Origin of the sequence: Mesorhizobium sp. M0848 (assembly GCF_040319805.1) — a bacterium.
In the GTDB taxonomy this organism is placed as follows: Bacteria; Pseudomonadota; Alphaproteobacteria; order Rhizobiales; family Rhizobiaceae; genus Mesorhizobium.
In genome coordinates, this window is record NZ_JAMYOM010000010.1 from 141,125 (window position 1) to 163,517 (window position 22,393).

The following is a 22,393-nucleotide window of genomic DNA, read 5'->3' on the forward strand; positions in this document are numbered from 1 at the left end:
CTATCAATCGAGCCTGTGCATCAGGTCCTCATCCAGCCAGCGGCCGAAGAAATAGACCAGTTGCTTGTGCCACCACGGCCAGTCGTGGCTGACATCGCCACCCCAATAATCGACCCAGGCGGGAATGGACTTGTCGCGCAGGATTTGTTCCAACCTGCGCGTCTCGACCAGCATCCGCTCTTCCCATGCGCCCTGCCCGCAGCAGAAGATCAGCCTGAGCGCCTTCAGCCGGGTCAGCAGTTTGGGATCGACGATGCCGGGCAGATAGTCCAGCGGCGAGTTGTAGAAAATGTCGCCCTCGAGCGCTTTGCCGAAGAAGTCGCGCGCCGAATAGACGCCCGACAGCGCGATGACGCCGCTGGCAAGTTCGGGAAAGCGGAAGACGAAGTTCGACGAGTGATAGCCGCCCATCGAACAGCCCGAGAACAGCGGCTTCAGCTTGCGGCCGCCATTGGCCTGCTCGGCTGCGGACAGGAACTCCGGCAGCGCCTCCTCGCGCACATAGCGGAAATAGGCTTCGTGGCGGGCGATGCGATGGGCCGCGTCGGCATGCTTGTCGAAGAAGGATTCCGAATCGACGCCGTCGACCGTGAACAGCTGGATGCGGCCGGTGTCGATGAATTCGGCCAGTGCGCCCACCCCGCCGGAATCCTCGAACTGGTAGAACCGGCCCTGCGAGGTCGGAAACACCACCACCGGCCGGCCGGCATGGCCGTAGCGCTTGTATTCCATGTCGCGGCCGAGCTGGCTCGAGAAATTCTTGTGATAGGAGATGTCCATCGCCTCACGCCTTTTCCGCGTGGATATAGGCGACTGCCTCGCGCAACGCTGCTTCGTCCTTCGAGCGCATCTGATAGGCGTAATTTCCCATGGCGCGGCTGAAAACCTCTTCGATGGCCTGATGGTGGACGATCTTGTCGCGGTGCGCGGCTAGCACGTCCTCATGGCTGTGCAAATAGTGGAGGCGTCGCTTGCGGCTGGCATAGGCGGTGAAGTATTTGCCCTCGTAAGGGCCGCCGGCGGCATCTCTGACCACCATATCGGCCCATGCCGCATAGACGTCGACGTCGAACGTATAGTTGATCGCATCGGTCATCCAGGCGCCGGGCGGACGCATGTTGACCTCCAGCGCGATGACCCGGTCGTCCTTGGTCTCGAACAGCTCAATGTGGAAGAAGCGTTCGCGCACGTCGAACGCCTTCAGTATCTTGCGGCCGGCCTCCTCGATCGCCGGTCTAACCTTGGGAAAGCAGGTGTAGCTCATGTGGCGGTCCTTGTTGACCACCTCCATGATGCTCTGGTCATAGCGATGGCTGGCCGCCAGCACCACCTCGCCGTCGCGGTTGACCAGCCCGTCATAAGTCACCACCAGTCCCTCGATGAACTGCTCCATGACGAAGGTCACGTCCTCGGGCTTGTCCCGGAAGAACTGGTCGAGTTCCTTGGCGTTGGAGATCTTGAAGGTGTTCGATGCGCCGGAACCGCTGTCGGGCTTGACCACCACCGGATAGCCGACGCGCCGGATGAAAGTCATGGCCCCGGCACGGTCGGAGCATTTGCGCTGCGCGATGGTGTCGACGCCACTCTTGCGGAAGAAGGCGCGCATGCGGCTCTTGCGCTTCAGATTCTTCACGAAATCGAGCTTGGTGCCGTAGATGTTGAAGTCGGAGCGGATGTTGGCTTCCAGCTCCAGCCAATGTTCATTGAGCGATTCGAAACGGTCGATGCGGCCCCATTTGTGGATGAAATGCCCCATCGCCCGGAACACCGGATCGTAGTCTTCCATGTCGGCGACACGGTAATATTCCGAAAGCGCCGCCTTCAGCTTGGCGTCGAGTGCGTCATAGGGTGCGTCGCCGATGCCGAGCACCCTGGCTCCGGCCTTCTTCAAACGGTCGCAGAAATCCGCGCCGTTGGCGGGAAAATGCGGGGAGAAGAACACGAAATTCATGGACAACCCCATCGCAACCCGTCGATGCCCAAGTCTGGCGCATTTGCAGCGCCTGGGGAAGGGCATGTGCGGTGGGGACAATATCCAGCAAAATCCGGCCAGCAAAGCCAAGGCACCGAACTCGGGTTCCCTCGCGGCCTTCGGCGCGTTGGCTGACGGAGCATCAAACGAAAAACCCGCCTGTGCGGCGGGTCACTGGCGCAGATCAGCACCATGGACGAATATGTACCGTAGCTGAGGTCACCCAGTCAAGAAAAAATTCCTATCGTGGAAAGCTGCCGGCACAAAGGCTGCCAACACTGCCGAACTCGCTGTCATCAGCATTACCCGCAATGCGGCCCCACTTGCCTCCCACAAGCCGCTCCTATATGAGATCAGCCATGAACACGCGCGCCACCAACGCTTCCCGTCCGACCGGTTTTTCCGGCGAGACCGTGCGCGCGCTGGCTTCGACCCTGCTTCTTCTCGGCCTTATCGGCGATCGCCGGGTTCGCTGAAGGAGCGCCCGGCGGTCGAACCGCCGCGCAAGCGCATGCTCCTTGGCAATCACATCAAGCGAACGAAATTCTGGTAAGGCGCCGCTCGCCATCAATCCACCTGAGGGTGGATCCATGAGCCGCCGGGAGAAAAGACGATGAACGCACGAGAAGAGATCCGTTCCGATGCCGCGGTAGCCGGCAAGGATGCGGAACGAAGCATCCAGAACAAGGGCATGTCCGACGCAGCCCGCAAATATCAGCCCTATCCGACCGTCGGCCTCACCGACCGCACATGGCCCTCGAAGGTCATCGACAAGGCGCCGATCTGGTGCTCGGTCGACCTGCGCGACGGCAACCAGGCGCTGATCGATCCGATGGGCCATGAGCGCAAGGCACGCATGTTCGGCCTGCTGCTCGACATGGGCTTCAAGGAGATCGAGATCGGCTTCCCGTCGGCCTCGCAGACCGATTTCGACTTTGCCCGCTGGTGCATCGAGGAAGGCAACGTGCCCGCCGATGTCTCGCTGCAGGTGCTGGTGCAGTGCCGGCCGGAGCTGATCACCCGCACCTTCGAGGCGCTGAAGGGCGCCACCAACCCGATCGTCCATTTCTACAATTCGACCAGCGAGCTGCAGCGTCGCGTCGTCTTCGAAAAGGACGTCGGCGGCATCAAGCGGATCGCCACCGACGCCGCCAAGATGATCACCGACATGGCGGCCAAGGCCGGCGGAGGCTTTCGCTTCGAGTATTCGCCGGAGAGCTTTACCGGCACCGAACTCGAAGTGGCGCTGGAGATCTGCAACGCCGTCACCGAGATCGTCAGGCCGACGGCGGACAACAAGCTGATCGTCAACCTGCCCTCGACGGTCGAGATGTCGACACCCAACATCTATGCCGACCGCATCGAGTGGATGTGCCGCAACCTCGACAACCGGGAGAACCTGCTGGTCTCGCTGCATCCGCACAATGACCGCGGCACCGGCATCGCCACCACCGAACTCGGCCTGATGGCCGGCGCCGACCGTGTCGAAGGCACGCTGTTCGGCAATGGCGAGCGCACCGGCAATGTCGACATCGTCACGCTGGCGCTGAACATGTACACGCAAGGTGTCGATCCGTTGATCGACTGCTCCGACATCAACCGGATGAAGGACGTCTACGAATATTCGAACCAGTTGAAGATCCCCGAGCGCCACCCCTATGTCGGCGAACTCGTCTACACCGCCTTTTCCGGTTCGCACCAGGATGCCATCAACAAGGGCATGAAGGCGCTGAAGAAGGCCAATACGAGCCTGTGGGAAGTGCCCTATCTGCCGATCGATCCGGCCGATGTCGGCCGCAGCTATGAAGCCATCATCCGCATCAACTCGCAGTCCGGCAAGGGTGGCATCGCTTATGTGCTGCAGGCCGATTACGGCCTCAACTTGCCGCGCAATCTGCAGATCGAATTTAGCCAGGAAATCCAGGCGATCACCGACGCCGAGGGCAAGGAAGTGCCGGCCAGGCGTATCTACGAGCGCTTTCTCGAGACCTATGTCGATCAGCCGGCCGCGCGGCTGAAATTCCTCGATCACCACACCTATCCCAGCACCGAAATCAAGGGCCGGCGCGTCGTCGAGGCGGTCATCCTGGACAATGGCAAGGAAGTGACGATCTCCGGCACAGGCACCGGTCCGATCGACGGCTTCGTCGATGCGCTGTCGCGCCATGTCGGCGTCGAGATGTCGGTGCTCGACTATTCCGAGCACTCGATGCAGCGCGGCTCGAACGCGTCAGCCATTTCGTATGTCGAGATGGAGTATCCCCAGGGCAAGCTGTTCGGCGCCGGCATCAACACCAACATCGTCGCCGCCTCACTGGAGGCGGTGATGTCTGCCGCGAACCGTATCGTCGGTAAAAAAGCCGGCTGACGCCCGACGGGAACAAAGATCGGAACCCTCCCAACCTGGTGAACGGTTCCGATCTTTCGGGCCATTAACCACCGCGGAATTATCCGGTGGGTACGTGATCGCATAACGGGGTGTATACTTGTGTGGTGGTGCGGGACCTATATGATCGCGCCTCAACCTGTGCCGACTTCGAGAGGATCGACACTTGCAGCATGCCACGCCTGCCGCCCCCGCAGTGCGCGAGACACTGGAGCGACTGCTTGCCAGCCAAACGTTCGGCCGATCCGAACGCGCGCGCAAGCTGCTGCGTTATCTTGTCGAACGTGAACAGGCCGGCGAAGCCGACAGGCTCAAGGGCTTTTCCATTGCCATGGATGTTTTCGGCAAGGACGGCGACTTCGATCCGTCCACCGATGCCGTGGTGCGTGTGCAGGCAGGCAGGCTGCGCGAGCTTCTGCAGCACTATTTTGCCAATGAGGGAATTGCCGAGCCGGTCCGCATCGCCATTCCGCGCGGCGGCTATGTTCCTGCCTATGAATTGAACGCGATCCGCCTGCCGGATATTGCCGAGGCTGTTCCCGAACTCAGGCTGGACGGCGTCGTATCCGCCGATCGGTCCAACGAAGCCGGCACGGGCATGCTGGACGCGATGTCTCTGGCTTCCGTACCGATTTCGCCTGCCCCCTCGGTGGCGCGCCATCTCCGCTTTTTCTGGATGGCGATCGCCTTGGTCATCGCCATGCTGGGCGTACTGATCCTTCGCCAGGGCAGCACTGCCTTGCTGGCAGGCGGCGACATCTCGGCAACGCCGGAGATCGCTGGCGCAAGCGCAAGCGTCACGGCATCGGCAAGGGCTGACGCCCTTCCGCAAGTCTATATCGGACTCAAGGCTGACGGCCCCGACGCCAGCCGTGTCGCCGCATCGCTGCGCGCCGGCCTGAGTGGCTTCGATACCATCGACTTCATCGGCCGCGACACCGTCGGCGATCCGGCTGACGACGCTGCGAGCTTCATATTCGACGTCCTGCCCGGACCGGACGCGGGCGACATCACGATCGAACTGCAAAGCATGGCGTCCGGACGGGTGCTTCTATCGCGCAATCTCACCCCCGCCGACAGCGCACCTGCCGCGGTCGAAGACCGTATCGCCGACATGCTGAGCTCGGCACTCCCCGCCTCCGGCACCATCTACAACTATATCGAGCAGACCGGCACGCCAAACGGCCTGACGCAATGTCTGCTGCTCAACGGCAAATATTATCTCGACCAGAACGCCAGGACCCATGAGGCAGCCTACCGTTGCCTCGAGAAGCTGGCCAATGGTGGAACCAAGTCCTCGCTCGTCTATTCGGAACTTGCTTCCCTGCATCTCGAGGCGGTGTCCGATCATTACGCCTATCCGCCCAATGCGACGATTGAGACAGCCGTCGAGTTTGCCCATCGCGGCGTGCAGATGGGTCCGACCAGCCCTTATGCGCATCGCTCCTACGGCTATGTCAGTTCGCGCCTCGGCAATACGGACGAAGCGATCCGCTGGATGCGCAAGGCCTATGAACTCAACCCCTACGACCTCGGCATGGCCGCCGCTTACGGCTACGGGCTGATCTTCGCCGGACGATATGCCGAGGGAACGCCGATCCTCGATCATGCGGCGGAGACCTTCAGCGGGCACCCGACATGGTGGGACTACGGGCTGTTCGTTGGTGAGTTCATGCTCGGCGACATGAACAAGGCGGTCGCGGCCAGCATGGCACTGAGAACGACGGCAACGAAATCACACTATCTGGCGGCGCGGCTGGTCGGCGCCAAGGCTGCCGGACAGGACCATCTGGTGAGCACGCTGCTGAAACAGCTGACCACCGAGTTCCCCAAATTTGCCGCCGATCCACGGGCGACTTTCGTCGAGCGGAAATATCCGGCCGACCTGACCGACCGGCTGGTCCAGGCACTCCGCGCTGCCGGGCTCGGCAGCCCAAGCTGACACCATCGACGTCCGCGCACTGGCTGCGCCGCGTCCCGATGGATTTCCTGCGCTCCGATCGCCGATTGCCGATTGGTGGCCAAGTTCTGTACACAACCGTACAAATCGCGAAAATTTTACTGGTCATCACGTTGGACTAGGAGCAATTCAGCCATCATTGGTGTCGCGCATTCTGCAATAACAAAAAAATCAGCTTTCATGACCGCATCACTTTTTGCCGCCGAAGAGGGTGTTGGCTCGAAGGCCATCGTCCTGCTGCACGGTTTCGGCGGCTGCCATGATGTATGGCGCGAGGTGATTTCCGCCCTGACGCCTTCCACGCATACGCTGGCCTATGATCTGCCTGGGTATGGGATGTCGCTCGATTTTCCCGCCGCCGGTCCGGCCAGGGTGGCGGCCAAGGCCGTGCTCGCCGATCTCTCTGAGCGTCGCCTGAAGCGCGTTCATCTCGTGGGCCACTCGATGGGCGGTGCCGTGGCGGCGCTGATGGCGCTGGCCGAGCCTGAAAAGATAGCCTCGCTGACGCTTCTGGCGCCGGGCGGCCTTGGCCCCGAAATCAATGGACCGCTATTGCGCCGCTATGCCGAAGCCTCGGATCGGTCCGAGATCCGCTCCTGCCTCGCCGTCATGTCGGGACCTTCAGCCCCGCCACTCGAACATATGGTGGACACCCTTTGGGAAATGCGCAGGCGACCCGGCCAACTCGAAAAGCTGGTCGAGATCGCAGCCGCCATGACCGTGGACGGTCGGCAAGGCGTCATCCCGCACGATCGCCTCGATGGACTGAACATGCCAGTGATGGTGGCATGGGGAACCAACGATGCGGTGCTGCCCTTTACCCAGGCGGATGACCTGCCGGCGCATTTTCACGTGCACCACGTGCTGGAGGCCGGCCATATGCTGGCTGAGGAAGCCCCCGGCCTTGTTGCCGAGATCATTCGCCGCAACACCAATCGTCGCGCCGGGCCACATCGCCAGAAATTCGCCGCAGCAGCCAGCTGACCTTTTTCGCACGACAACCTTCCTGGGCACCCCGGGGGCCGTCGATCTCGCCAGTGCATTTTGCCGGCGGCTGTGTTAACCCGGTGTTAACCAAACCCACGAGGCAGACGCCGATGAAGGAAGCAGGCGAGAAGACCATCGACCAGTCCAAGAAACTGTCCGATGCCATCCGTGATGTCAAAAATGCCTTCGCCGACCGCGACGACGTCGTCGTCGACATGCGCGAGGCGCATCGCATGCGCCTCGATCTGCTCGCCGCCGAACTGGCACCGGTTTTTGCCGATGTTCCGGCCGACATGGACAATTTCGACTTTGTCGTCTCGTCCGGCTTGCAGCCGCGCTTGTGGATCGACGCCATCAGTCATGTCGCCATGGGGCGCGACCGCCGGACCTATCGCTTCCTCAAGGACACCCGTATCGGCCGGGTGGTGCTTGCCGAATCCACCGAGATGAAGCCGGTTGCCCATTCCGTGACACGCTATGTCGCGGAGCGCATTGTCGAGCGTCAGAGGATGCTGGAAGGCGGCGTCGAACCGGCCGTCGCCGGCATGAAACGTGCCTATGTGCCGGAAGCCGAACCGCCGCTGCGCGCGACGGCGCGCGGCAAACGCTGGTCGGCCTTTCTGTCCGGGCTTGGCCTTGTGGCTGCCGGTGCCCTGGTCGGTCTTCTCGTGTCCATCGTCCTGTTCTGGGACCGCATCGTCGCCATGGTAGTCAGCTTGCGGCCATAGCGGCGCCAGTCACGGCACCGAGTTCCAGCGTCTGCAGATCGGATGGCGGCATGGACGGCCCGGTCAGGCCGCGCCGCGTCAGCCGGATCCGCCAGTTGCCCGTCTCGCCGTCAATGTCGAACAGATTGTACTGCGCCGCCGGGTTCTTGCCGCCCGGCGCCTGGCCGGCGGCGGCGACGCCGACCGCTGGAATCCTGACGCCGCGACCGCCGATGAAGAACAGCGACGGCAGATGTGAATGGCCGTGCAGGACAAGGTCGGCGCCGTGGCGGCGAATGATCTTGTTGAAGCGGGCAATGCCGAACAGCCGCTTGTGCTGCGGGACCGCGCCGCGCACCGGCGGATGATGGATCATGATGGCGCGGAACAGCCCCTGTCCGGCGGTATCCCCGAGGATTTTGCCGAGCCGCTTCGCTTGGCCTTCCATGAAGAAACCATTGGCCATGAAGGGTGCCGTGGCGCGCGCTGTCGAGACACCGATCAGCGCGACGTTGCCGCGCACGCGCAGATAGGGAAATGCGTTACGATCGACCGGCGTGTTGACGCCGTCGCCGCTCATCCACGCCGCCCAGGATCGGCAGACCTTGTCGAAGGCGCCTGGCACATAGGCGTCGTGGTTGCCCGGAACGACCGAAACATCATGCGCCGGCCCCAGCGTCTCCAACCAGTGCCTGGCCATCTCGATCTCGCCGTCGAGCGCCAGATTGACCAGGTCGCCGGTGACGGCGAGGTGGTCAGGCGTGTTCGCCTTGATGTCGGCGACGATCGTGTCAATCACCGCATCATGCATATGGCGGCGGCGGTTGCGCTGCCAGTTGACATAGCCGAGCACGCGCTTGGAGGCGAGATCGCGATAGGATACATCGGGGAGCGGCCCCAGATGGACATCGGAAATATGCGCGAGCCTGAACATACAACCTTCATAGGCGACCCGCGCGCGGCTTTCCACCCACGGTTTCGCTATCAATGACGAGCCCTGAAGATGCCTTCCGCCAGACCGGCTGGCCAGGTTTGAGGGCCAGGCTGTTCCATCTCTATTTCGTGCTGCGGAGGCCGATGACGCTTGGCGTGCGCGGCTTGATCCACGACAGGGCGTCCAGGTCCGTCTTCCTTATTCGCCATACCTATGTACCGGGCTGGCAGCTTCCCGGCGGCGGCGTCGAAGTCGGCGAGACGATGAACGAGGCACTGGCCCGTGAACTGGCCGAGGAAGGCAACATCGCTCTCACCGCCCCGCCGGTGCTCAAATCGATGCATTTCAACCGCCGCTCCAGCCGCCGCGACCATGTCGGCTTTTATTTGCTCGAGCATTTCAGCCAGACGGCGCCGAAGCTGCCGGACCACGAAATCGCCGAAGCCGGCTTCTTCCCGCTCGACGGCTTGCCGCAGGGCACGACGCCGGCGACGCTGCGCCGGATCGCCGAGGTTTTTGACGGCGAGCAGCCCTCGCCCTACTGGTAGATCAGGCTGCCGCTTTCTCGAAGCGCGCCCGGTCATGCCGTGCGGCATAATCCAGATCCGGTCCGACAGGCACGATCCGCGTCGGATTGATTGTCTGGTGGCTGCCGTAATAATGCGCCTTGATATGATGCAGATTCACCGTCCCGGCCACATCAGGCACCTGATAGAGATCGCGCAGATAGTTGGACAGGTTCGGGTAGTCGGCGATACGGCGCAGATTGCATTTGAAATGGCCGACATAGACCGGATCGAAGCGCACCAGCGTGGTGAACAGCCGCCAGTCGGCTTCGGTGATACGATCGCCGACGAGATAGCGCTGCTTCGACAGCCGCTCCTCCAGCGTATCCAGCGCTGTGAACAATTCACCGAACGCCTCTTCATAGGCACGTTGCGTGGTGGCGAAGCCGGCGCGATAGACGCCGTTGTTGACCGCGGGATAGACCAGCGCATTGATCCGATCGATCTCGCCGCGCAACGCCTTCGGATAGAAATCGAGGCTGGCGTCGCCCCATTCGTCGAAGGCTGAATTCAGCATGCGGATGATTTCGGAAGACTCATTGGAGACGATGGTCTGCTCCTTTTTGTCCCACAGCACCGGCACCGTCACCCGGCCCGAATAGGCGGGATCGGCCTTGGCATAGATCTGGTGCAGGAAGTCGAGGCCGTAAAGCGTGTCGCCCGTGGCGCCGTCCTCAGCCACGAACGTCCAGCCGTTGGCGCCCATGAAATGATGCACCACCGACACCGATATGACGCCTTCCAGCTTCTTCAGCGCGCGAAAGATCAACGTCCGGTGGGCCCACGGACAGGCAAGCGAGACATAGAGGTGATAGCGGCCGGGCTCGGCCTTGAAACCGCGCGTCCGGCCTTCAGCCGGCTTGCCGTCAACAGTGATCCAGTCGCGCCATTGCGACTGCGTCCGCACGAAGCTGCCACCATTGTCCGCCGTATCATACCAGCGATCCTGCCATCTTCCTTCAACCAGCAATCCCATGCAAATCTCCTTGCGTCCTGTTGGTTGATGTAGGCACAAGGCTGCCCTGTCGAAGACGTCAGGTGCTGAACAGACCGTCACTTGGCAGAAATGACGGACAAAAACGGCCGATTGCAGCGGCGGGAAATTGATGCTAGCGGACAATCCGCATGTTCGACTTTGCTTTGATCCGGTTTGACCGACGACGAAAGGGCGCCCGCGCTTGATGAAGCGCTGACTGGCGAATGCTGCCGTTTGCAGCAAACCTCTCCTCCTTGTATCGGACCGCAACGACCATGAGCCTTGCCGACGTGAAATACCTGCCGGAAACCCCGGCGCACGACCCCGAGATCGAAGCCATCAACGACGAAGCCTTCGGGCCCGGCCGCTTTGTGCTGGCCGCTTACAAGATCCGTGAAGCCGGAGGGCACGAGCGCTCGCTGTCCTTTGTCGCCGTCGACGGCGACCTTGTCGTCGCCTCGGTGCGCATGACCCGCATCGCCGCCGGCGCCGGCCGCGCATTGATGCTCGGGCCGCTCGCGGTGCGGCCGGCCTTCAAGAATCTCGGCATCGGCCGCCGGCTGGTGGCGATCGCGCTGGAGGCCGCCGCCCGGGCCGGCGCACCTGCCGTAATGCTGGTCGGTGACGAGCCCTATTACGGGCCGCTCGGTTTCAAGCGGATTCCGCGCGGCCAGATTTCGATGCCGCGCCCCGTCGATCTCGACCGGCTACTGTCGCACGAGATCGCGCCGGGCGCGGTAGCCAGGCTCTTGGGCGAGGTCGGCCACGCCGATCAGGCCAGGGTGGCCGATCCTACCGCGGCGATGGCTTGACCTTTCCCTTCGATCTGGCGCCTGATCCATCCCACTGTTCCCGAGATCAAAGGATGACGCCATGAACCCGAACGGCCAGATCGCGATCGTCACCGGCGGCGGCTCCGGCCTTGGCGAGGCAACGGCGCGCGCGCTGGCGGCCAAGGGCGCCCGCGTCGCCATCTTCGATGTCGGTATCGATCGCGCGGCCAAGGTCGCGGCCGAGATCGGCGGTATAGCCGTCCAGTGCGACGTCAGCAGCGCCGACAGCGGGACCGCTGCCCTCGCCGACGTTACGGCCAAGCTTGGCCAGCCACGGATCCTGGTCAACTGCGCCGGCATCGCCATCGGCGTGAAGACGATCGGCAAGGATGGTCCCCACCCCCTTGATCAGTATCGCAAGGTGATCGAGGTCAATCTGATCGGCACGTTCAACATGATCCGCCTCGTTGCCGAGCGCGCGTCGAAGCTCGAGCCGCTGCAGGGCGGCGAGCGCGGCGTCATCGTCAACACCGCTTCGGTTGCCGCTTATGATGGCCAGATCGGTCAGGCCGCCTATGCGGCTTCCAAGGGCGGCGTCGTCGGCATGACGCTGCCGGTGGCGCGCGATCTTGCCCGTTCCGGCATCCGCGTCTGCACCATCGCACCCGGCATCTTCAAGACGCCTATGATGGCCGGCATGCCGCAGGAAGTTCAGGATTCGCTGGGCGCCGCCGTGCCATTCCCGTCGCGCCTGGGCGAACCATCCGAATATGCCGCTCTCGCCCTGCACATCGTCGAGAACCAGATGCTGAATGGCGAGACCATTCGCCTCGACGGCGCCATTCGCATGGCGCCGAAATAGAAGGTCATGAGCGCCGGCCTGTCCGCTGCCGCTAAAACCGGGCCGCTGGCCGGGCTGAAGGTGATCGAGATGGCCGGGCTCGGCCCGGTGCCGCTGGCCGGCCTGATGCTGTCGGAGATGGGCGCGCAAGTGTTGCGCATCGAACGGGCGGGGACGAGCCAGTTCCTGTCGCTGCCTGATGAGTACAACATCAACCGCCATGGCCGCGCCGTCCTGCGCCTCGACCTGAAGCGCCGTGAAGGCACCGATCTGTTGTTGCGCCTTGCCGAAAAGGCGGACATGTTGCTCGAAGGCTTTCGCCCGGGTGTCATGGAACGGCTCGGCCTCGGCCCGGAAGCGGTGCAGGCGCGTAATCCGGCGCTGATCTACGGCCGTATGACCGGCTTCGGCCAGGACGGTCCGCTCGCCGGCCGCGCCGGCCACGACATCACCTACCTCGCCTATAGCGGCGTGCTGCACGCCATCGGCCATGCCGACGGCCGTCCCGTCCCGCCGCTCAACCTTGTCGCCGACTATGGCGGTGGCGCCATGATGCTGATTGCCGGCGTGCTGGCCGCCCTGTTCCAACGTTCGCGCACGGGCAAGGGTGACGTCATCGACGCAGCGATGGTCGACGGCGCCTCGATGCTGGCGGTGCCCCTGCACGCCTTGACGGCGGCCGGCTTGTGGAGCGACAAGCGCGGCGCGAACCTGCTCGATTCCGGCGCCCCGTTCTACGACACCTATGAGACGGCGGATGGCGGGCACATCGCCATTGGCTGCCTCGAGCCGCAATTCTTCGCCGAATTCGCCAGGCTGCTGCCGCTCGACGAGCACTTTGCGTCCGGCCAGTACGACAAGGCCCTGTGGCCGCCGATGCGCGCCGCCATTACCGATCGGATCCGGCAGAAAACCCGCGACGACTGGGACCTTCTGTTCGCGCAAACCGATGCCTGCGTTGCACCCGTTCTGTCGCTGCAGGAGGCGAAGCACCACCCGCACAATCGGGCACGCAACGCCTCTGTGACGACAGGTGCATTTGAGCGCCCGGCCCCCGCGCCGCGTTTCTCGAATTCGCAGCCGACATTGGCTACTATGCCAGGCAATGAGGATTTGTCGCCATCGGCAATTCTGGCACGTTTCGGCTTTGCGAAAGCCGAGATCGACGACCTTGTCAAATCCGGCTTGCTGACCGATAACTAGAGCATAAAGATCAACTTACTGTGGTGCTGCCTTGGACGAGCCGAAAAAGGATGTGATCCGCGAGACGGACGCCGAAGCGATCCGGCTGGCGAAGACGCTTCTGCGCAGCGCCCGCTTTGGCGCCCTGGCGGTGATCGAACCGCAAACCGGCTCGCCGCTGGCCAGCAGGGTCGGCGTGGCCACCGACATCGACGGTGCGCCGCTGATCCTGGTTTCGATGCTTTCGGCGCACACCGGCGCTCTGCTTGCCGATCCGCGCTGTTCCCTGTTGCTCGGCGAACCGGGCAAGGGCGACCCGCTGGCGCACCCGCGCCTGACATTGATCTGCCAGGCGGCACGGCTTGAGCGCGGATCAGCCGAACACGCCCGCACCCAGCGCCGTTATCTCAATCACAATCCCAGGGCGAATCTTTACGCCGGTCTCGGCGACTTTTCGATCTTTCGCCTCGGTCCGCAACGCGCCAGCCTCAACGGCGGCTTCGGCAAGGCCTATCAGCTCGATCGATCGGATTTGCTCGCCAGCGGACCGGTCGTCGAGGAACTCGCGGCGCGCGAACAATCCGCCATCGACCACATGAACGCCGACCATCTCGACGCAATCGCCGTTTACGCACAGCATTTCGCCAAAGCGTCCGGAAACGGCTGGCGTGTTGCCGGATTCGATGCCGATGGCATGGATCTGGTGTCGGGCGACGATGTTTGCCGGGTCTTTTACCCACACCCTTTGGCGGCGGCAGGCGAATTGCGGCACGTTCTGGTCGATATGGCCAAGGCCGGCCGAGCCATGGCCGACGCCGGGACTGAGACTTAATTATGCTGGATCAAAAGCAACACTTGAGATTTAAGTGAAATGCTCTACCTTTTGGTGACGCTGAATCGCCAGCGCCGATCGACAAGTGAATTTATGGAATCAGACGCCATTGCCCCCATGGCGTCGGGATGAACAGGAAGCATGGGGGATCGATGGTCTCGACAAAGCTAATCGTGAACGCCGAATCGGCGGCAGAGTTTCTCATGCTGATGGGCAATGAGAAGCGACTGTTGATCATGAGCTATCTCGCCGAAGGTGAAATGTCGGTTGGAGCCATTGCTGAGAAGGTGATGCTCAGCCAATCCGCCCTGTCCCAGCACCTCGCCAAGTTGCGGGCGCTCGACCTGGTCGAGACCCGCCGCGACCGGCAGATGATCTACTACTCCTGCAAATCCGACGCCGTGCGAGAACTGCTTGTCATGCTGGACGGCATTTTCGGCAGCGGCAAGGATGACCTCTCCCAGATGGCGCACCGTTTGCGCCGTGCTGGAACCTGACCACATAACCGCCGATCTCGCCGGTGATTTCAGAGCGACATGCGCCCATCCGGGGCGCACAAAGCTGGCTGATTGTCCCGAATTGTCGCATCGTGCTTTCCAAACAAGATGAGCGCCGGGAAGCGGTCCGGATTTTCGGGCCGATGCGACGGTCGCGAGGAATGCATGGATCCCATTCGCATCGACGACCCGCAAGATCCGCGCGTCGCTGCCTATCTCGACATTCGCGAGCGTGACCTCGCCGGCCGGCAAGGCCGCTTCGTCGCCGAAGGCAAGGTGGTGCTCGACCTGCTGCTCTCGACCGGGCGCTTTGCCGCCGAATCGATCCTGGTCCTGGAAAACCGGCTGGCAGGTCTCGACAACATCCTGAGCAAGGCGCCCGCCGACCTCCCGGTCTATGTCGCCACCAGCGCGGTGATGGACGCTATCGCCGGATTTCATATGCATCGCGGCATCCTGGCCATTGGCCGCAAGGGAGAGCCGCAGCCGGCCGAAGACCTGCTCGATGGCTTGCCGCCTCGGGCGCTCGTCGTAGTGCTCGTCGGTATCGCCAACCATGACAATGTGGGCTCGATCTTCCGCAATGCCGCCGCCTTTGGCGCTGACGCGGTTCTGCTGGATGCGACATGCTGCGACCCGCTCTATCGCAAGGCGATCCGCGTTTCGGTCGGCGCCGCGCTCAAAATCCCCTTCGCATCGTTCTCCGACACCGCCGGCTTCACAACGATGCTCGCCCGACGTGGCTTCGAACAATTCGCGCTGTCGCCACGCGGGAAGACCGACATCCGCGATGCGCAGCGCAGTAAGCGCCTGGCGCTCTATCTCGGCACCGAGGGCGAAGGCTTGCCGGACAACCTGCTCGCAAGCCTGCGCAACGTGCGGATTACCATGGCGGAAGGCTTCGACAGCCTGAATGTCGCCGCGGCTTCAGCCATCGCGCTGCATCATTTTTCGGCTAGAGCAATTCTAGGAAAAGTGTGAAGCGGTTTTCCGTCCAGAATTGCGTCAAAGCAAAGAGTTAGGGCATTTCGCCGTTTCCGTGAAACGGTGAAATACTCTAAAGAAGCCTGATTCAGCTTGTCGCGTCAGCCTTCTGCAGCGCGCGCACGCGGTCGGCAAGACTGCGGTCACCGTTGCCGGAGCGGGCGTCCGACGGTACCGCCAATGCCTTGGCGACCGGCGAACCAGGCCCCTCGAGCTTCGCCGTCAGATGGACGACCTCCGCCGCCAGCGCGTTCATCTGCTCGCGCAAGGCAGAGCTGCTGTCCGTGGCCTTGGACGCGGCCAGTGCGGTGAGGTCGGCCTTCAGCCGCTTGTTCTCGCGCGCCAGCGCCGTCAGCCTCGCCTCGAGCTGCTCACGGTCACTGTCGAGCTTGGCGATTGCCTTGTCCAAATCATCACTCCTGGCGACATCGCCGCCCTTGCCGACCAGCCGCAAGGCTGGCGCGCTGTCTTCGGATTTCGATCTTTCGCGCATGCGTGCCAGTTCCTTTTCGCGGCGGTCGAGTTTGTCTTCGCGATCGGCAAGTGTGGCCAGCAGCCGCTCGACCTTCTTGTCGAGCTCGGCGGTCCTTTTCTTCTCGGCTTTCAGAGCGTCCCGCGCGGCCTTGCTTTCGGCCGCGATTTCCTGGCCGCGCCTGTCGGCTTCCTTGCGCTGGCCGCGCAGCATCGCAATGTCACTGGCGAGTTTCTGCATTTCGGACTCTCGCGCCACGAGCTCGATCTGCCGGCTGCTCGAGGAAAAACTGGCATCGTCATACATGCGCTCCAGCTTTTCCAGCTCAACTGCGCGCTTTTCCAGCTTGCGCTCGGTTTCCTTCAACCGCTCCGAAAGCTGCTGCAACTCGCCCTCTCGTTGACGCAGCGCTTCGTTCTTCGCGCCCAGTTCGGTCAGCGCCTGGTTCTTGTCCGTCCGCTCGACCGCCAGGCCCTTCATGGCCTCGCGACCGCGATTGATCTCGACGAGTTGTTCGGCCGCCTTCTCTCGCAACGCCTTGACGCTGATTTCCAGGCGGCGCGTCGTCATAGCGTATTCGGCGCGGATGCGATCCTTGTCCGCCTGGATCTCGGTTTGCGTCAGAGGGATCGAGGATTCGACGCGTCTGCGTGTAAGCGCGACCGCACGACGCCATATGGCCGGAGCCACCATGAGCGCCAGAAAGCCAGCGCAGAGAAAGCCGAGGACGAAGAACAGGACCGACTGGACCAAGTGACTACCCGTTGTGGCCGGTAAGCATCAAACAAGATAAACCAAAAGCGCATAGAGCGCTTGACTGTGCCACGTTGACATGGCGGAAATCCAGCGTTGCGGCAAGGGTTTGCCGCAACGCCACGAGTTTAATGCATGTCGACCCAAAAGCGGTCCCGGTTTTGGGCAACGACAGCCAAGGACTTCAGCTTAGAACGGATTCCAGGTGGCGCGCTCGGTAAGCTTCAGATAGCCGAGATTGACGCCAAGCCGGGCACCGACACCGGTGCGGATCGGCACCAAAATCACATTGTTGTTCTTCAGCACGTTGAAGCCGACGCCAGCCACCACATAGGCCGAACCGGCGACGCCGCCATAGCGGTTGTAGAGGCTGCCCACATCGTCGAGATTGTAGACCAGCATCATCACTCGCGAACCCTCGCCGCCGAAATCCCAGCCGAGCGACGGGCCTTGCCAGAACACTTTGTGGTCGCCGGCATTCTTGGTGTAGAGCGTGCCTTCGCCATAGGTCAGGCCACCGATCAGCGCGCCCGAGCCCTCTTCGCCCAGCAGATAGCCGTTGGGCAGGCCGTAGGAGGCAAAAATCTTCTCGATCACCGTGGCGAGCCCGCCCGATGTCGCGCCAAAAAATTTGTGACCGGAATCGACAATCTCCTGAGCGGTGTATTCCTGGGCCCGCAGGGCTGAAGTCGAGAAGACGAGAACGCCCAGGAGCGTGACCGCCATTGAGAAGACACGGAGAAAGCTCCGGTCGTAGTATCGGGAAAACATGCTTCCAATCTCCGTCAGGGAGCACCTTCGCCGACGCCTCGCACCCCGTACGGCTCTTTTAGCCGGCCGTTAAGGGTAACTGTTAGGGGCAAACTATGCCGTAATCCTTTTTCAACCATTAAGCTCACACATGAACATGGCGGTTCGAAGGCTGTTTGGGGTCGCTCAAGTGGGGCCGGCAGCCTGCGTGAACACGCCATTTGCCACAACCACAATTTGGATTTGTTGCTGCACGCACGGGCGCTGTGTATTCAGAAAGCCCGAGGAGAGAGTGCGTGATTCGTGTGGCAGGCGACGATCGATCGCCCGGCCATGAGTTGTGAGATTTTGCAGGGATTTTTCGCCGATGGCCGATCTGTTCACCCTTTCCGCACCCGATCTGGCAGCGCTTTTGTGCAGTCGGGTCTGCCACGATATCATCTCGCCGGTCGGCGCGATCAACAACGGGCTCGAATTGCTTGATGAAGGCGGCGCCGACGAGGACGCCATGAAGCTGATCCGCCAGAGCGCCCGCAACGCTTCGGCCCGCCTGCAGTTCGCCCGCATCGCCTTCGGTGCCGCCGGCTCGGCCGGCATGTTGATCGATACCGGCGATGCCGAAGCGGTCGCCATCGCCTTCCTCAAGAACGAAAAGCCGGAACTGACCTGGAACGGGCCCCGCGCGTTGTTGCCCAAGAACAAGGTCAAGCTGCTGCTCAACCTGATCCTCGTCGCCAATGCCGCCATTCCGCGCGGCGGCAAGCTTTCCGTGACGCTGGAAAATCTTGAGACCGAACCGCGTTTCGCGCTTGCGTCGGCCGGCCCGATGCTGCGTGTGCCGCCGAAGTTCCTCGAACTGCATTCCGGCCACAAGCCGGAGGAACCGATCGACGCGCATTCCGTGCAGCCCTACTACACGCTGCTTCTGGCGCGCGAAGCCGGCATGACGATATCGATCCACGCGACGCCGGAAGAAATCGTCCTTTCTGCGGCCTGATTGCGCAGCCGATAAAGCGAAGTATTTCTACATTGAAATCTGTAATTCCAGCTCATCGACTTGAGATGCATCTGGTCGTCCAGGCAGTGCCAAAGCATTCGCGAATAAAAGCAGGCACCTGCCTATCTTTGTAAAAATTTTACCTAACGCCTTTTCGGCTTCTTTACCAGATTGGCCTATGGTCCGCCCTGGATGCCCCCGACGCTACCGGACTGCCAGAAGGCAAAGAGGACCCGGAAATGAAACGCTGCATGTTCGTCGACGATTCAAGCGTCATCAGGAAGGTTGCAAAACGCATCCTGGGCGGCTCCGAAATGATTGTCATCGAGGCCGCCAGCGGACTTGACGCGCTGGAGATGTGCGCCGCCGACATGCCCGACATCATCGTCGTCGATGGCGCCTTGCCCGACGTACCGGCGGTCGATCTCATCCGTCGCGTCCGCGCCATGGAGAGCCCGATAAGGCCGCAGATCCTGATTTCCCTGGTCGAGCTCGATATTGCTTCGATCATGCGGGCCAAGCGCGCCGGCGCCCAGGGCTATCTCTTGAAGCCGTTCAACCGCCCGCAACTGCTCGAGCGCTTTCGCACCTTGAAGAGCGCACCTGATTCGGCACCCTTGAGCAATTCCAGAAAAAGTGCGTGACGGTTTTCTGCTCGGAAGCCCAAAAACAGACCGTTACCAGCCCGTCATGCAAAAACCCGGCCGAAGCCGGGTTTTTTATTGAAAAGATTTGAACGATTCGTCGCTCAGGCGCTGACGCGAATGTCTTCCGGTTCGCGCAGCACATAGCCGCGCCCCCAGACCGTTTCAATGTAGTTCTGACCGCCCGATGCCGCGTCGAGTTTTTTGCGGAGCTTGCAGATGAAGACGTCGATGATTTTCAGCTCAGGCTCGTCCATGCCGCCATAGAGGTGGTTGAGGAACATTTCCTTGGTCAGCGTGGTGCCTTTGCGCAGCGATAGCAACTCCAGCATCTGGTATTCCTTGCCGGTCAGGTGCACGCGCTGGCCGCCGACTTCGACTGTCTTCGCATCGAGGTTGACCACCAGGTCGCCGGTGGTGATGACCGACTGGGCGTGGCCCTTGGAGCGCCGCACGATGGCATGAATGCGGGCAACCAGCTCATCCTTGTGGAACGGCTTGGTCATGTAGTCGTCTGCACCGAAGCCGAGGCCGCGCACCTTGTCCTCGATGCCGGCCATGCCGGAGAGGATGAGAATAGGTGTTTTGACCTTGGAAAGGCGAAGCGTTCTCAAGACCTCGTAGCCCGACATGTCAGGCAGGTTGAGATCGAGAAGAATGATATCGTAGTCGTAGAGCTTGCCTAGATCGACGCCCTCTTCACCGAGATCGGTCGTGTAGACGTTGAAACTTTCCGATTTCAGCATCAGTTCGATGCTTTGTGCGGTTGCACTGTCATCTTCTATCAGCAGAACACGCATTTCATTCCCCTTTTCTGCTGCCGGACCATTTCACGACCCGTCCGGACCCGGAGCAGTGGTTGCCTTGTGCAGAGGCTGCCATTGAATGGTTAACAAATCCTAATTTCCCGTCCATGACGGTACCAGATTTTTTAACCTCTTTCTACACCCTCTTGAATCTAATAACGAATCTCAGAACCAAATTCCTAATGCAACACATTAACAACCTGGACTAAGCGACTCCAGGGACTCATCGACGTCGCTTCCGCATCGGTGGCCGGAATTTTTACCCGGCCTTAAGTCCTGACCCGTATGATTAACAATGCCCGTAAACGAATGGTTACCGTCGGCAAAAAACTTTAGGGTTTTGTTTCCCATAGTTAGGGGAAAGGCGGTGGACACGGGTGCGGCCTGGGCGTTTCCAGGTGGTTTGGACGATAGATGCGGGTGTGCGTTTCCGGGAGTACCGAATCATGAAGTCACGTGAAAACCTCGTTCGGCTGAAACAGTTTCAGGTGAATGAGAAGCGGCGGCAGCTGCTGCAGCTCGACATGATGATCGCCGAGTTCGAACGCATGGCCGTCGAACTGGAGCTTCAGATCACCGCCGAGGAAAAGAAGGCCGGCATCACCGACATCAACCATTTCGCCTATCCGACCTTCGCCAAGGCGGCTCGCCTGCGCCGCGACAACCTCAGGAATTCCCAAAGCGACCTCGCCCAGCAGCGAAGCGCCGCCGAATCATTACTCGGCGAAGCTGAAGCGGAGCTTTCCAAGGCGGAAATGCTGGAATCGCGCGACACGAAGATCCGCGAAGCCGAAGTCGGTGGCCGCAGCGCCATGATCGGCTAAGACCTGGCGGTTTGCCGCGCCAACGCCCGCCATCAGGCTGGCGCATTGTCGCGGCTTGCGGCTCCGGCGAGATCCGCCTTACGCGGCCCAATCCCCTTCACTCTCGGCAATTGCCCTTGCACGGGCATCCTTGATATCCGGCGCATGCTGCTCCGCCCATGACCTGATCTGGGTAAGCAGTCCCGCCAGGTTCTGGCCGAGCTCGGTCAATTCATATTCGACGCGCGGCGGAATGACCGGGAAGATCTCGCGCCGCACCAGGCCGTCGCGCTCGAGCACCCGCAGCGTCTGCGTCAGCATCTTCGGCGTGATGCCTTCGAGCTTGCGGGCGAGCTCGCCATTGCGCAGCCGGCCTTTGCGCAGCGCGCAAACCACCAGATAGACCCATTTGCTGGCCAGCATCTCCAGCACGGTGTGCGAAGGACACGTCCGCCGGAACGCATCATACCCGAAACCGCAATCATCTTCACTATCCATGGGGTGCGTATATATCAGGAAGGTACATACTGGACAAGAGACTATTACTATCCAAATGATAGTGGCATCAACCGAGCAGGAGACATCTCAATGCGTGCCGTTATCCAGAAATCCGTCGGCGGACCCGACGTCCTTGTCATCGCCGATCAGCCGGATCCCACGCCAGAGGCCGGCGAAGTGCTGGTTCGCGTCAAGGCCGCAGGCATCAATCCGGTCGACGGCGCCGTCCGTGCCGGCTACTACCCCTTGCTCGGCGAGCCGCCCTTCATCCTGGGTTGGGACATCTCGGGAACTGTCGAAGCACTCGGCCCCGGCGTCACCGGCTTCAAGATCGGCGACGAGGTGTTCGGCATGCCGAGCTTCCCCAAGCAGGCGGCGGCCTATGCCGAGCTGGCTGCCGTGCCTGCCGATCAAATCGCACTGAAGCCGAAGGGCGCGGACCACCTCCAGACGGGCGCCTTGCCGCTGGCCGGCCTCACCGCCTGGCAAGGGCTTGTTCGTCACGGCAGACTGAAATCGGATCGGCGCGTATTGGTGCATGCGGGAGCCGGCGGCGTCGGTCATCTGGCGGTGCAGATCGCCAAGGCGCGCAGCGCCTACGTCGTCGCCACGGCCAGCCCGGGCAAGCTCGATTTCGTCCGCAAACTGGGCGCCGACGAAGTCATCGACTACACCAAGGGCGATTTCACCGATCAGGTCCGCGACATCGATCTGGTGCTGGATCCAATGGGCGGCGACCACGCCCAACGCTCGCTGAAGGTGCTCAAGCGTGGCGGCGTGCTGGTGTCATTGCTCGATGTCAGCGACAACACAAGGGCCCAGGCCGGCGCGCGAGACATTCGGGTCGAGCGTATGTCCGTCGTGCCCGACAGTGAGGGCCTGCTGGAACTGGCTCGGTTGATCGATGCCAACAAGCTTGCCGTCCATGTGGCGAAGAGCTTCCCGCTGGACCAGGCGGGGGCCGCTCACGCCTTCCTCGCCACCAAGCCGATCGGCAAGGTTGTGCTGTCGCTCTGAGCGGGAGCGGTGAAAAACAGAAGGGCGCGGGGTTAGCCGCGCCCTTCGTCTAAATT

Annotated in this window: 23 protein-coding genes; 15 read left to right on the forward strand and 8 right to left on the reverse strand. The window is 61.9% G+C overall.

Annotation, left to right across the window (positions count from 1 at the left end; genetic code table 11):
• Nucleotides 1–3: 3 nt before the first annotated feature.
• The gene (locus NKH95_RS13925; protein ID WP_023809891.1) at nucleotides 4–780 is read right to left on the reverse strand and encodes an esterase family protein; all 777 of its coding nucleotides are present in this window, start codon (nucleotides 778–780) and stop codon (nucleotides 4–6) included.
• A 4-nt stretch (nucleotides 781–784) separates the two neighbouring features.
• Entirely contained in the window at nucleotides 785–1,951 is a 1,167-nt protein-coding gene (locus NKH95_RS13930; RefSeq protein WP_023809892.1) for an ATP-grasp domain-containing protein, read from the reverse strand.
• Nucleotides 1,952–2,663: 712 nt separating this feature from the next.
• On the opposite strand from NKH95_RS13930, the gene leuA reads away from it, so the two are divergent.
• The 4 genes from leuA (at nucleotide 2,664) to NKH95_RS13950 (ending at nucleotide 8,033) form a co-directional block, all read left to right on the forward strand.
• Nucleotides 2,664–4,340 carry a 2-isopropylmalate synthase gene (leuA, locus tag NKH95_RS13935; protein WP_023809894.1) on the forward strand — a complete coding sequence of 559 codons (1,677 nt, stop codon included), beginning with the start codon at nucleotides 2,664–2,666 and terminating at the stop codon, nucleotides 4,338–4,340.
• Between the two features lie 184 nt (nucleotides 4,341–4,524).
• Nucleotides 4,525–6,300, forward strand: a complete 1,776-nt coding sequence (locus NKH95_RS13940; RefSeq protein ID WP_023809895.1) for a tetratricopeptide repeat protein — start codon at nucleotides 4,525–4,527, stop codon at nucleotides 6,298–6,300.
• A 198-nt stretch (nucleotides 6,301–6,498) separates the two neighbouring features.
• Nucleotides 6,499–7,302 (forward strand): alpha/beta fold hydrolase, encoded by an 804-nt coding sequence (locus NKH95_RS13945; protein ID WP_352440341.1) that lies wholly within the window; start codon nucleotides 6,499–6,501, stop codon nucleotides 7,300–7,302.
• A gap of 113 nt (nucleotides 7,303–7,415) precedes the next feature.
• Nucleotides 7,416–8,033, forward strand: a complete 618-nt coding sequence (locus NKH95_RS13950) for a hypothetical protein (RefSeq protein WP_023809897.1) — start codon at nucleotides 7,416–7,418, stop codon at nucleotides 8,031–8,033.
• On the opposite strand, the gene NKH95_RS13955 is transcribed toward NKH95_RS13950, so the two are convergent.
• Complete coding sequence (locus NKH95_RS13955) at nucleotides 8,017–8,946, reverse strand: metallophosphoesterase family protein (RefSeq protein ID WP_023809898.1); 930 nt, start codon at nucleotides 8,944–8,946, stop codon at nucleotides 8,017–8,019. The two genes, NKH95_RS13950 and NKH95_RS13955, sit on opposite strands and share 17 nt — an antisense overlap.
• A 53-nt stretch (nucleotides 8,947–8,999) precedes the next feature.
• Here NKH95_RS13955 and NKH95_RS13960 point away from each other — a divergent pair, with 53 nt between their 5' ends.
• Entirely contained in the window at nucleotides 9,000–9,494 is a 495-nt protein-coding gene (locus tag NKH95_RS13960) for an NUDIX domain-containing protein (RefSeq protein WP_023809899.1), read from the forward strand.
• 1 nt (nucleotide 9,495) lies between these two features.
• Here NKH95_RS13960 and NKH95_RS13965 read toward each other — a convergent pair whose 3' ends face one another.
• A complete protein-coding gene (locus tag NKH95_RS13965) occupies nucleotides 9,496–10,488 on the reverse strand; it encodes a glutathione S-transferase family protein (RefSeq protein WP_023809900.1) in 993 nt (330 codons plus the stop codon).
• A gap of 275 nt (nucleotides 10,489–10,763) precedes the next feature.
• Between NKH95_RS13965 and NKH95_RS13970 the strand changes: the two genes are divergently transcribed.
• From NKH95_RS13970 to NKH95_RS13995, 6 genes are all read left to right on the forward strand, one after another.
• On the forward strand, nucleotides 10,764–11,300 hold the full coding sequence (locus tag NKH95_RS13970; RefSeq protein ID WP_023809901.1) for a GNAT family N-acetyltransferase: 537 nt from the start codon (nucleotides 10,764–10,766) through the stop codon (nucleotides 11,298–11,300).
• A 61-nt stretch (nucleotides 11,301–11,361) separates the two neighbouring features.
• The gene (locus NKH95_RS13975) at nucleotides 11,362–12,123 is read left to right on the forward strand and encodes a 3-hydroxyacyl-CoA dehydrogenase (RefSeq protein ID WP_128303701.1); all 762 of its coding nucleotides are present in this window, start codon (nucleotides 11,362–11,364) and stop codon (nucleotides 12,121–12,123) included.
• 6 nt (nucleotides 12,124–12,129) lie between these two features.
• Nucleotides 12,130–13,305, forward strand: a complete 1,176-nt coding sequence (locus NKH95_RS13980; protein WP_352796178.1) for a CaiB/BaiF CoA transferase family protein — start codon at nucleotides 12,130–12,132, stop codon at nucleotides 13,303–13,305.
• 31 nt (nucleotides 13,306–13,336) lie between these two features.
• Nucleotides 13,337–14,116: a HugZ family pyridoxamine 5'-phosphate oxidase gene (locus NKH95_RS13985; protein ID WP_352796181.1), complete on the forward strand. Its 780-nt coding sequence runs from the start codon at nucleotides 13,337–13,339 to the stop codon at nucleotides 14,114–14,116.
• A 152-nt stretch (nucleotides 14,117–14,268) separates the two neighbouring features.
• Nucleotides 14,269–14,613, forward strand: a complete 345-nt coding sequence (locus NKH95_RS13990) for an ArsR/SmtB family transcription factor (RefSeq protein ID WP_023809905.1) — start codon at nucleotides 14,269–14,271, stop codon at nucleotides 14,611–14,613.
• 165 nt (nucleotides 14,614–14,778) lie between these two features.
• On the forward strand, nucleotides 14,779–15,594 hold the full coding sequence (locus NKH95_RS13995; protein WP_352721701.1) for a TrmH family RNA methyltransferase: 816 nt from the start codon (nucleotides 14,779–14,781) through the stop codon (nucleotides 15,592–15,594).
• A 91-nt stretch (nucleotides 15,595–15,685) separates the two neighbouring features.
• On the opposite strand, the gene NKH95_RS14000 is transcribed toward NKH95_RS13995, so the two are convergent.
• Both NKH95_RS14000 and NKH95_RS14005 read right to left on the reverse strand, forming a co-directional pair.
• On the reverse strand, nucleotides 15,686–16,822 hold the full coding sequence (locus NKH95_RS14000) for a coiled-coil domain-containing protein (RefSeq protein ID WP_352721703.1): 1,137 nt from the start codon (nucleotides 16,820–16,822) through the stop codon (nucleotides 15,686–15,688).
• 189 nt (nucleotides 16,823–17,011) lie between these two features.
• Nucleotides 17,012–17,548 (reverse strand): DUF1134 domain-containing protein, encoded by a 537-nt coding sequence (locus NKH95_RS14005; RefSeq protein WP_245273156.1) that lies wholly within the window; start codon nucleotides 17,546–17,548, stop codon nucleotides 17,012–17,014.
• Nucleotides 17,549–17,939: 391 nt separating this feature from the next.
• Here NKH95_RS14005 and chpT point away from each other — a divergent pair, with 391 nt between their 5' ends.
• Both chpT and NKH95_RS14015 read left to right on the forward strand, forming a co-directional pair.
• Nucleotides 17,940–18,569: a histidine phosphotransferase ChpT gene (chpT, locus tag NKH95_RS14010; protein ID WP_024504504.1), complete on the forward strand. Its 630-nt coding sequence runs from the start codon at nucleotides 17,940–17,942 to the stop codon at nucleotides 18,567–18,569.
• Nucleotides 18,570–18,808: 239 nt separating this feature from the next.
• Nucleotides 18,809–19,213, forward strand: coding sequence for a response regulator (locus tag NKH95_RS14015; protein ID WP_032901484.1), 405 nt, complete (start codon nucleotides 18,809–18,811; stop codon nucleotides 19,211–19,213).
• 104 nt (nucleotides 19,214–19,317) lie between these two features.
• On the opposite strand, the gene ctrA is transcribed toward NKH95_RS14015, so the two are convergent.
• Nucleotides 19,318–20,013 carry a response regulator transcription factor CtrA gene (ctrA, locus tag NKH95_RS14020; protein ID WP_006203583.1) on the reverse strand — a complete coding sequence of 232 codons (696 nt, stop codon included), beginning with the start codon at nucleotides 20,011–20,013 and terminating at the stop codon, nucleotides 19,318–19,320.
• 452 nt (nucleotides 20,014–20,465) lie between these two features.
• On the opposite strand from ctrA, the gene NKH95_RS14025 reads away from it, so the two are divergent.
• Complete coding sequence (locus NKH95_RS14025) at nucleotides 20,466–20,843, forward strand: flagellar export protein FliJ (protein ID WP_013529907.1); 378 nt, start codon at nucleotides 20,466–20,468, stop codon at nucleotides 20,841–20,843.
• Nucleotides 20,844–20,921: 78 nt separating this feature from the next.
• Here NKH95_RS14025 and NKH95_RS14030 read toward each other — a convergent pair whose 3' ends face one another.
• On the reverse strand, nucleotides 20,922–21,320 hold the full coding sequence (locus tag NKH95_RS14030) for a winged helix-turn-helix transcriptional regulator (protein WP_023809911.1): 399 nt from the start codon (nucleotides 21,318–21,320) through the stop codon (nucleotides 20,922–20,924).
• A gap of 90 nt (nucleotides 21,321–21,410) precedes the next feature.
• Between NKH95_RS14030 and NKH95_RS14035 the strand changes: the two genes are divergently transcribed.
• On the forward strand, nucleotides 21,411–22,337 hold the full coding sequence (locus NKH95_RS14035; protein WP_352891788.1) for an NADP-dependent oxidoreductase: 927 nt from the start codon (nucleotides 21,411–21,413) through the stop codon (nucleotides 22,335–22,337).
• The last annotated feature ends 56 nt before the right edge of the window (nucleotides 22,338–22,393 follow it).

Excerpts from the sequence above, each read along its gene's own strand:
- NKH95_RS13925 (WP_023809891.1), bottom strand. The coding sequence starts at position 780 with ATGGACATCTCCTATCACAAGAATTTCTCGAGCCAGCTCGGCCGCGAC.
- NKH95_RS13930 (WP_023809892.1), bottom strand. The coding sequence starts at position 1,951 with ATGAATTTCGTGTTCTTCTCCCCGCATTTTCCCGCCAACGGCGCGGAT.
- leuA (WP_023809894.1), top strand. The coding sequence starts at position 2,664 with ATGTCCGACGCAGCCCGCAAATATCAGCCCTATCCGACCGTCGGCCTC.
- NKH95_RS13945 (WP_352440341.1), top strand. The coding sequence starts at position 6,499 with ATGACCGCATCACTTTTTGCCGCCGAAGAGGGTGTTGGCTCGAAGGCC.
- NKH95_RS13950 (WP_023809897.1), top strand. The coding sequence starts at position 7,416 with ATGAAGGAAGCAGGCGAGAAGACCATCGACCAGTCCAAGAAACTGTCC.
- NKH95_RS13955 (WP_023809898.1), bottom strand. The coding sequence starts at position 8,946 with ATGTTCAGGCTCGCGCATATTTCCGATGTCCATCTGGGGCCGCTCCCC.
- NKH95_RS13960 (WP_023809899.1), top strand. The coding sequence starts at position 9,000 with ATGACGAGCCCTGAAGATGCCTTCCGCCAGACCGGCTGGCCAGGTTTG.
- NKH95_RS13965 (WP_023809900.1), bottom strand. The coding sequence starts at position 10,488 with ATGGGATTGCTGGTTGAAGGAAGATGGCAGGATCGCTGGTATGATACG.
- NKH95_RS13970 (WP_023809901.1), top strand. The coding sequence starts at position 10,764 with ATGAGCCTTGCCGACGTGAAATACCTGCCGGAAACCCCGGCGCACGAC.
- NKH95_RS13975 (WP_128303701.1), top strand. The coding sequence starts at position 11,362 with ATGAACCCGAACGGCCAGATCGCGATCGTCACCGGCGGCGGCTCCGGC.
- NKH95_RS13980 (WP_352796178.1), top strand. The coding sequence starts at position 12,130 with ATGAGCGCCGGCCTGTCCGCTGCCGCTAAAACCGGGCCGCTGGCCGGG.
- NKH95_RS13990 (WP_023809905.1), top strand. The coding sequence starts at position 14,269 with ATGGTCTCGACAAAGCTAATCGTGAACGCCGAATCGGCGGCAGAGTTT.
- NKH95_RS13995 (WP_352721701.1), top strand. The coding sequence starts at position 14,779 with ATGGATCCCATTCGCATCGACGACCCGCAAGATCCGCGCGTCGCTGCC.
- NKH95_RS14005 (WP_245273156.1), bottom strand. The coding sequence starts at position 17,548 with ATGGCGGTCACGCTCCTGGGCGTTCTCGTCTTCTCGACTTCAGCCCTG.
- chpT (WP_024504504.1), top strand. The coding sequence starts at position 17,940 with ATGGCCGATCTGTTCACCCTTTCCGCACCCGATCTGGCAGCGCTTTTG.
- NKH95_RS14015 (WP_032901484.1), top strand. The coding sequence starts at position 18,809 with ATGAAACGCTGCATGTTCGTCGACGATTCAAGCGTCATCAGGAAGGTT.
- ctrA (WP_006203583.1), bottom strand. The coding sequence starts at position 20,013 with ATGCGTGTTCTGCTGATAGAAGATGACAGTGCAACCGCACAAAGCATC.
- NKH95_RS14025 (WP_013529907.1), top strand. The coding sequence starts at position 20,466 with ATGAAGTCACGTGAAAACCTCGTTCGGCTGAAACAGTTTCAGGTGAAT.
- NKH95_RS14030 (WP_023809911.1), bottom strand. The coding sequence starts at position 21,320 with ATGGATAGTGAAGATGATTGCGGTTTCGGGTATGATGCGTTCCGGCGG.
- NKH95_RS14035 (WP_352891788.1), top strand. The coding sequence starts at position 21,411 with ATGCGTGCCGTTATCCAGAAATCCGTCGGCGGACCCGACGTCCTTGTC.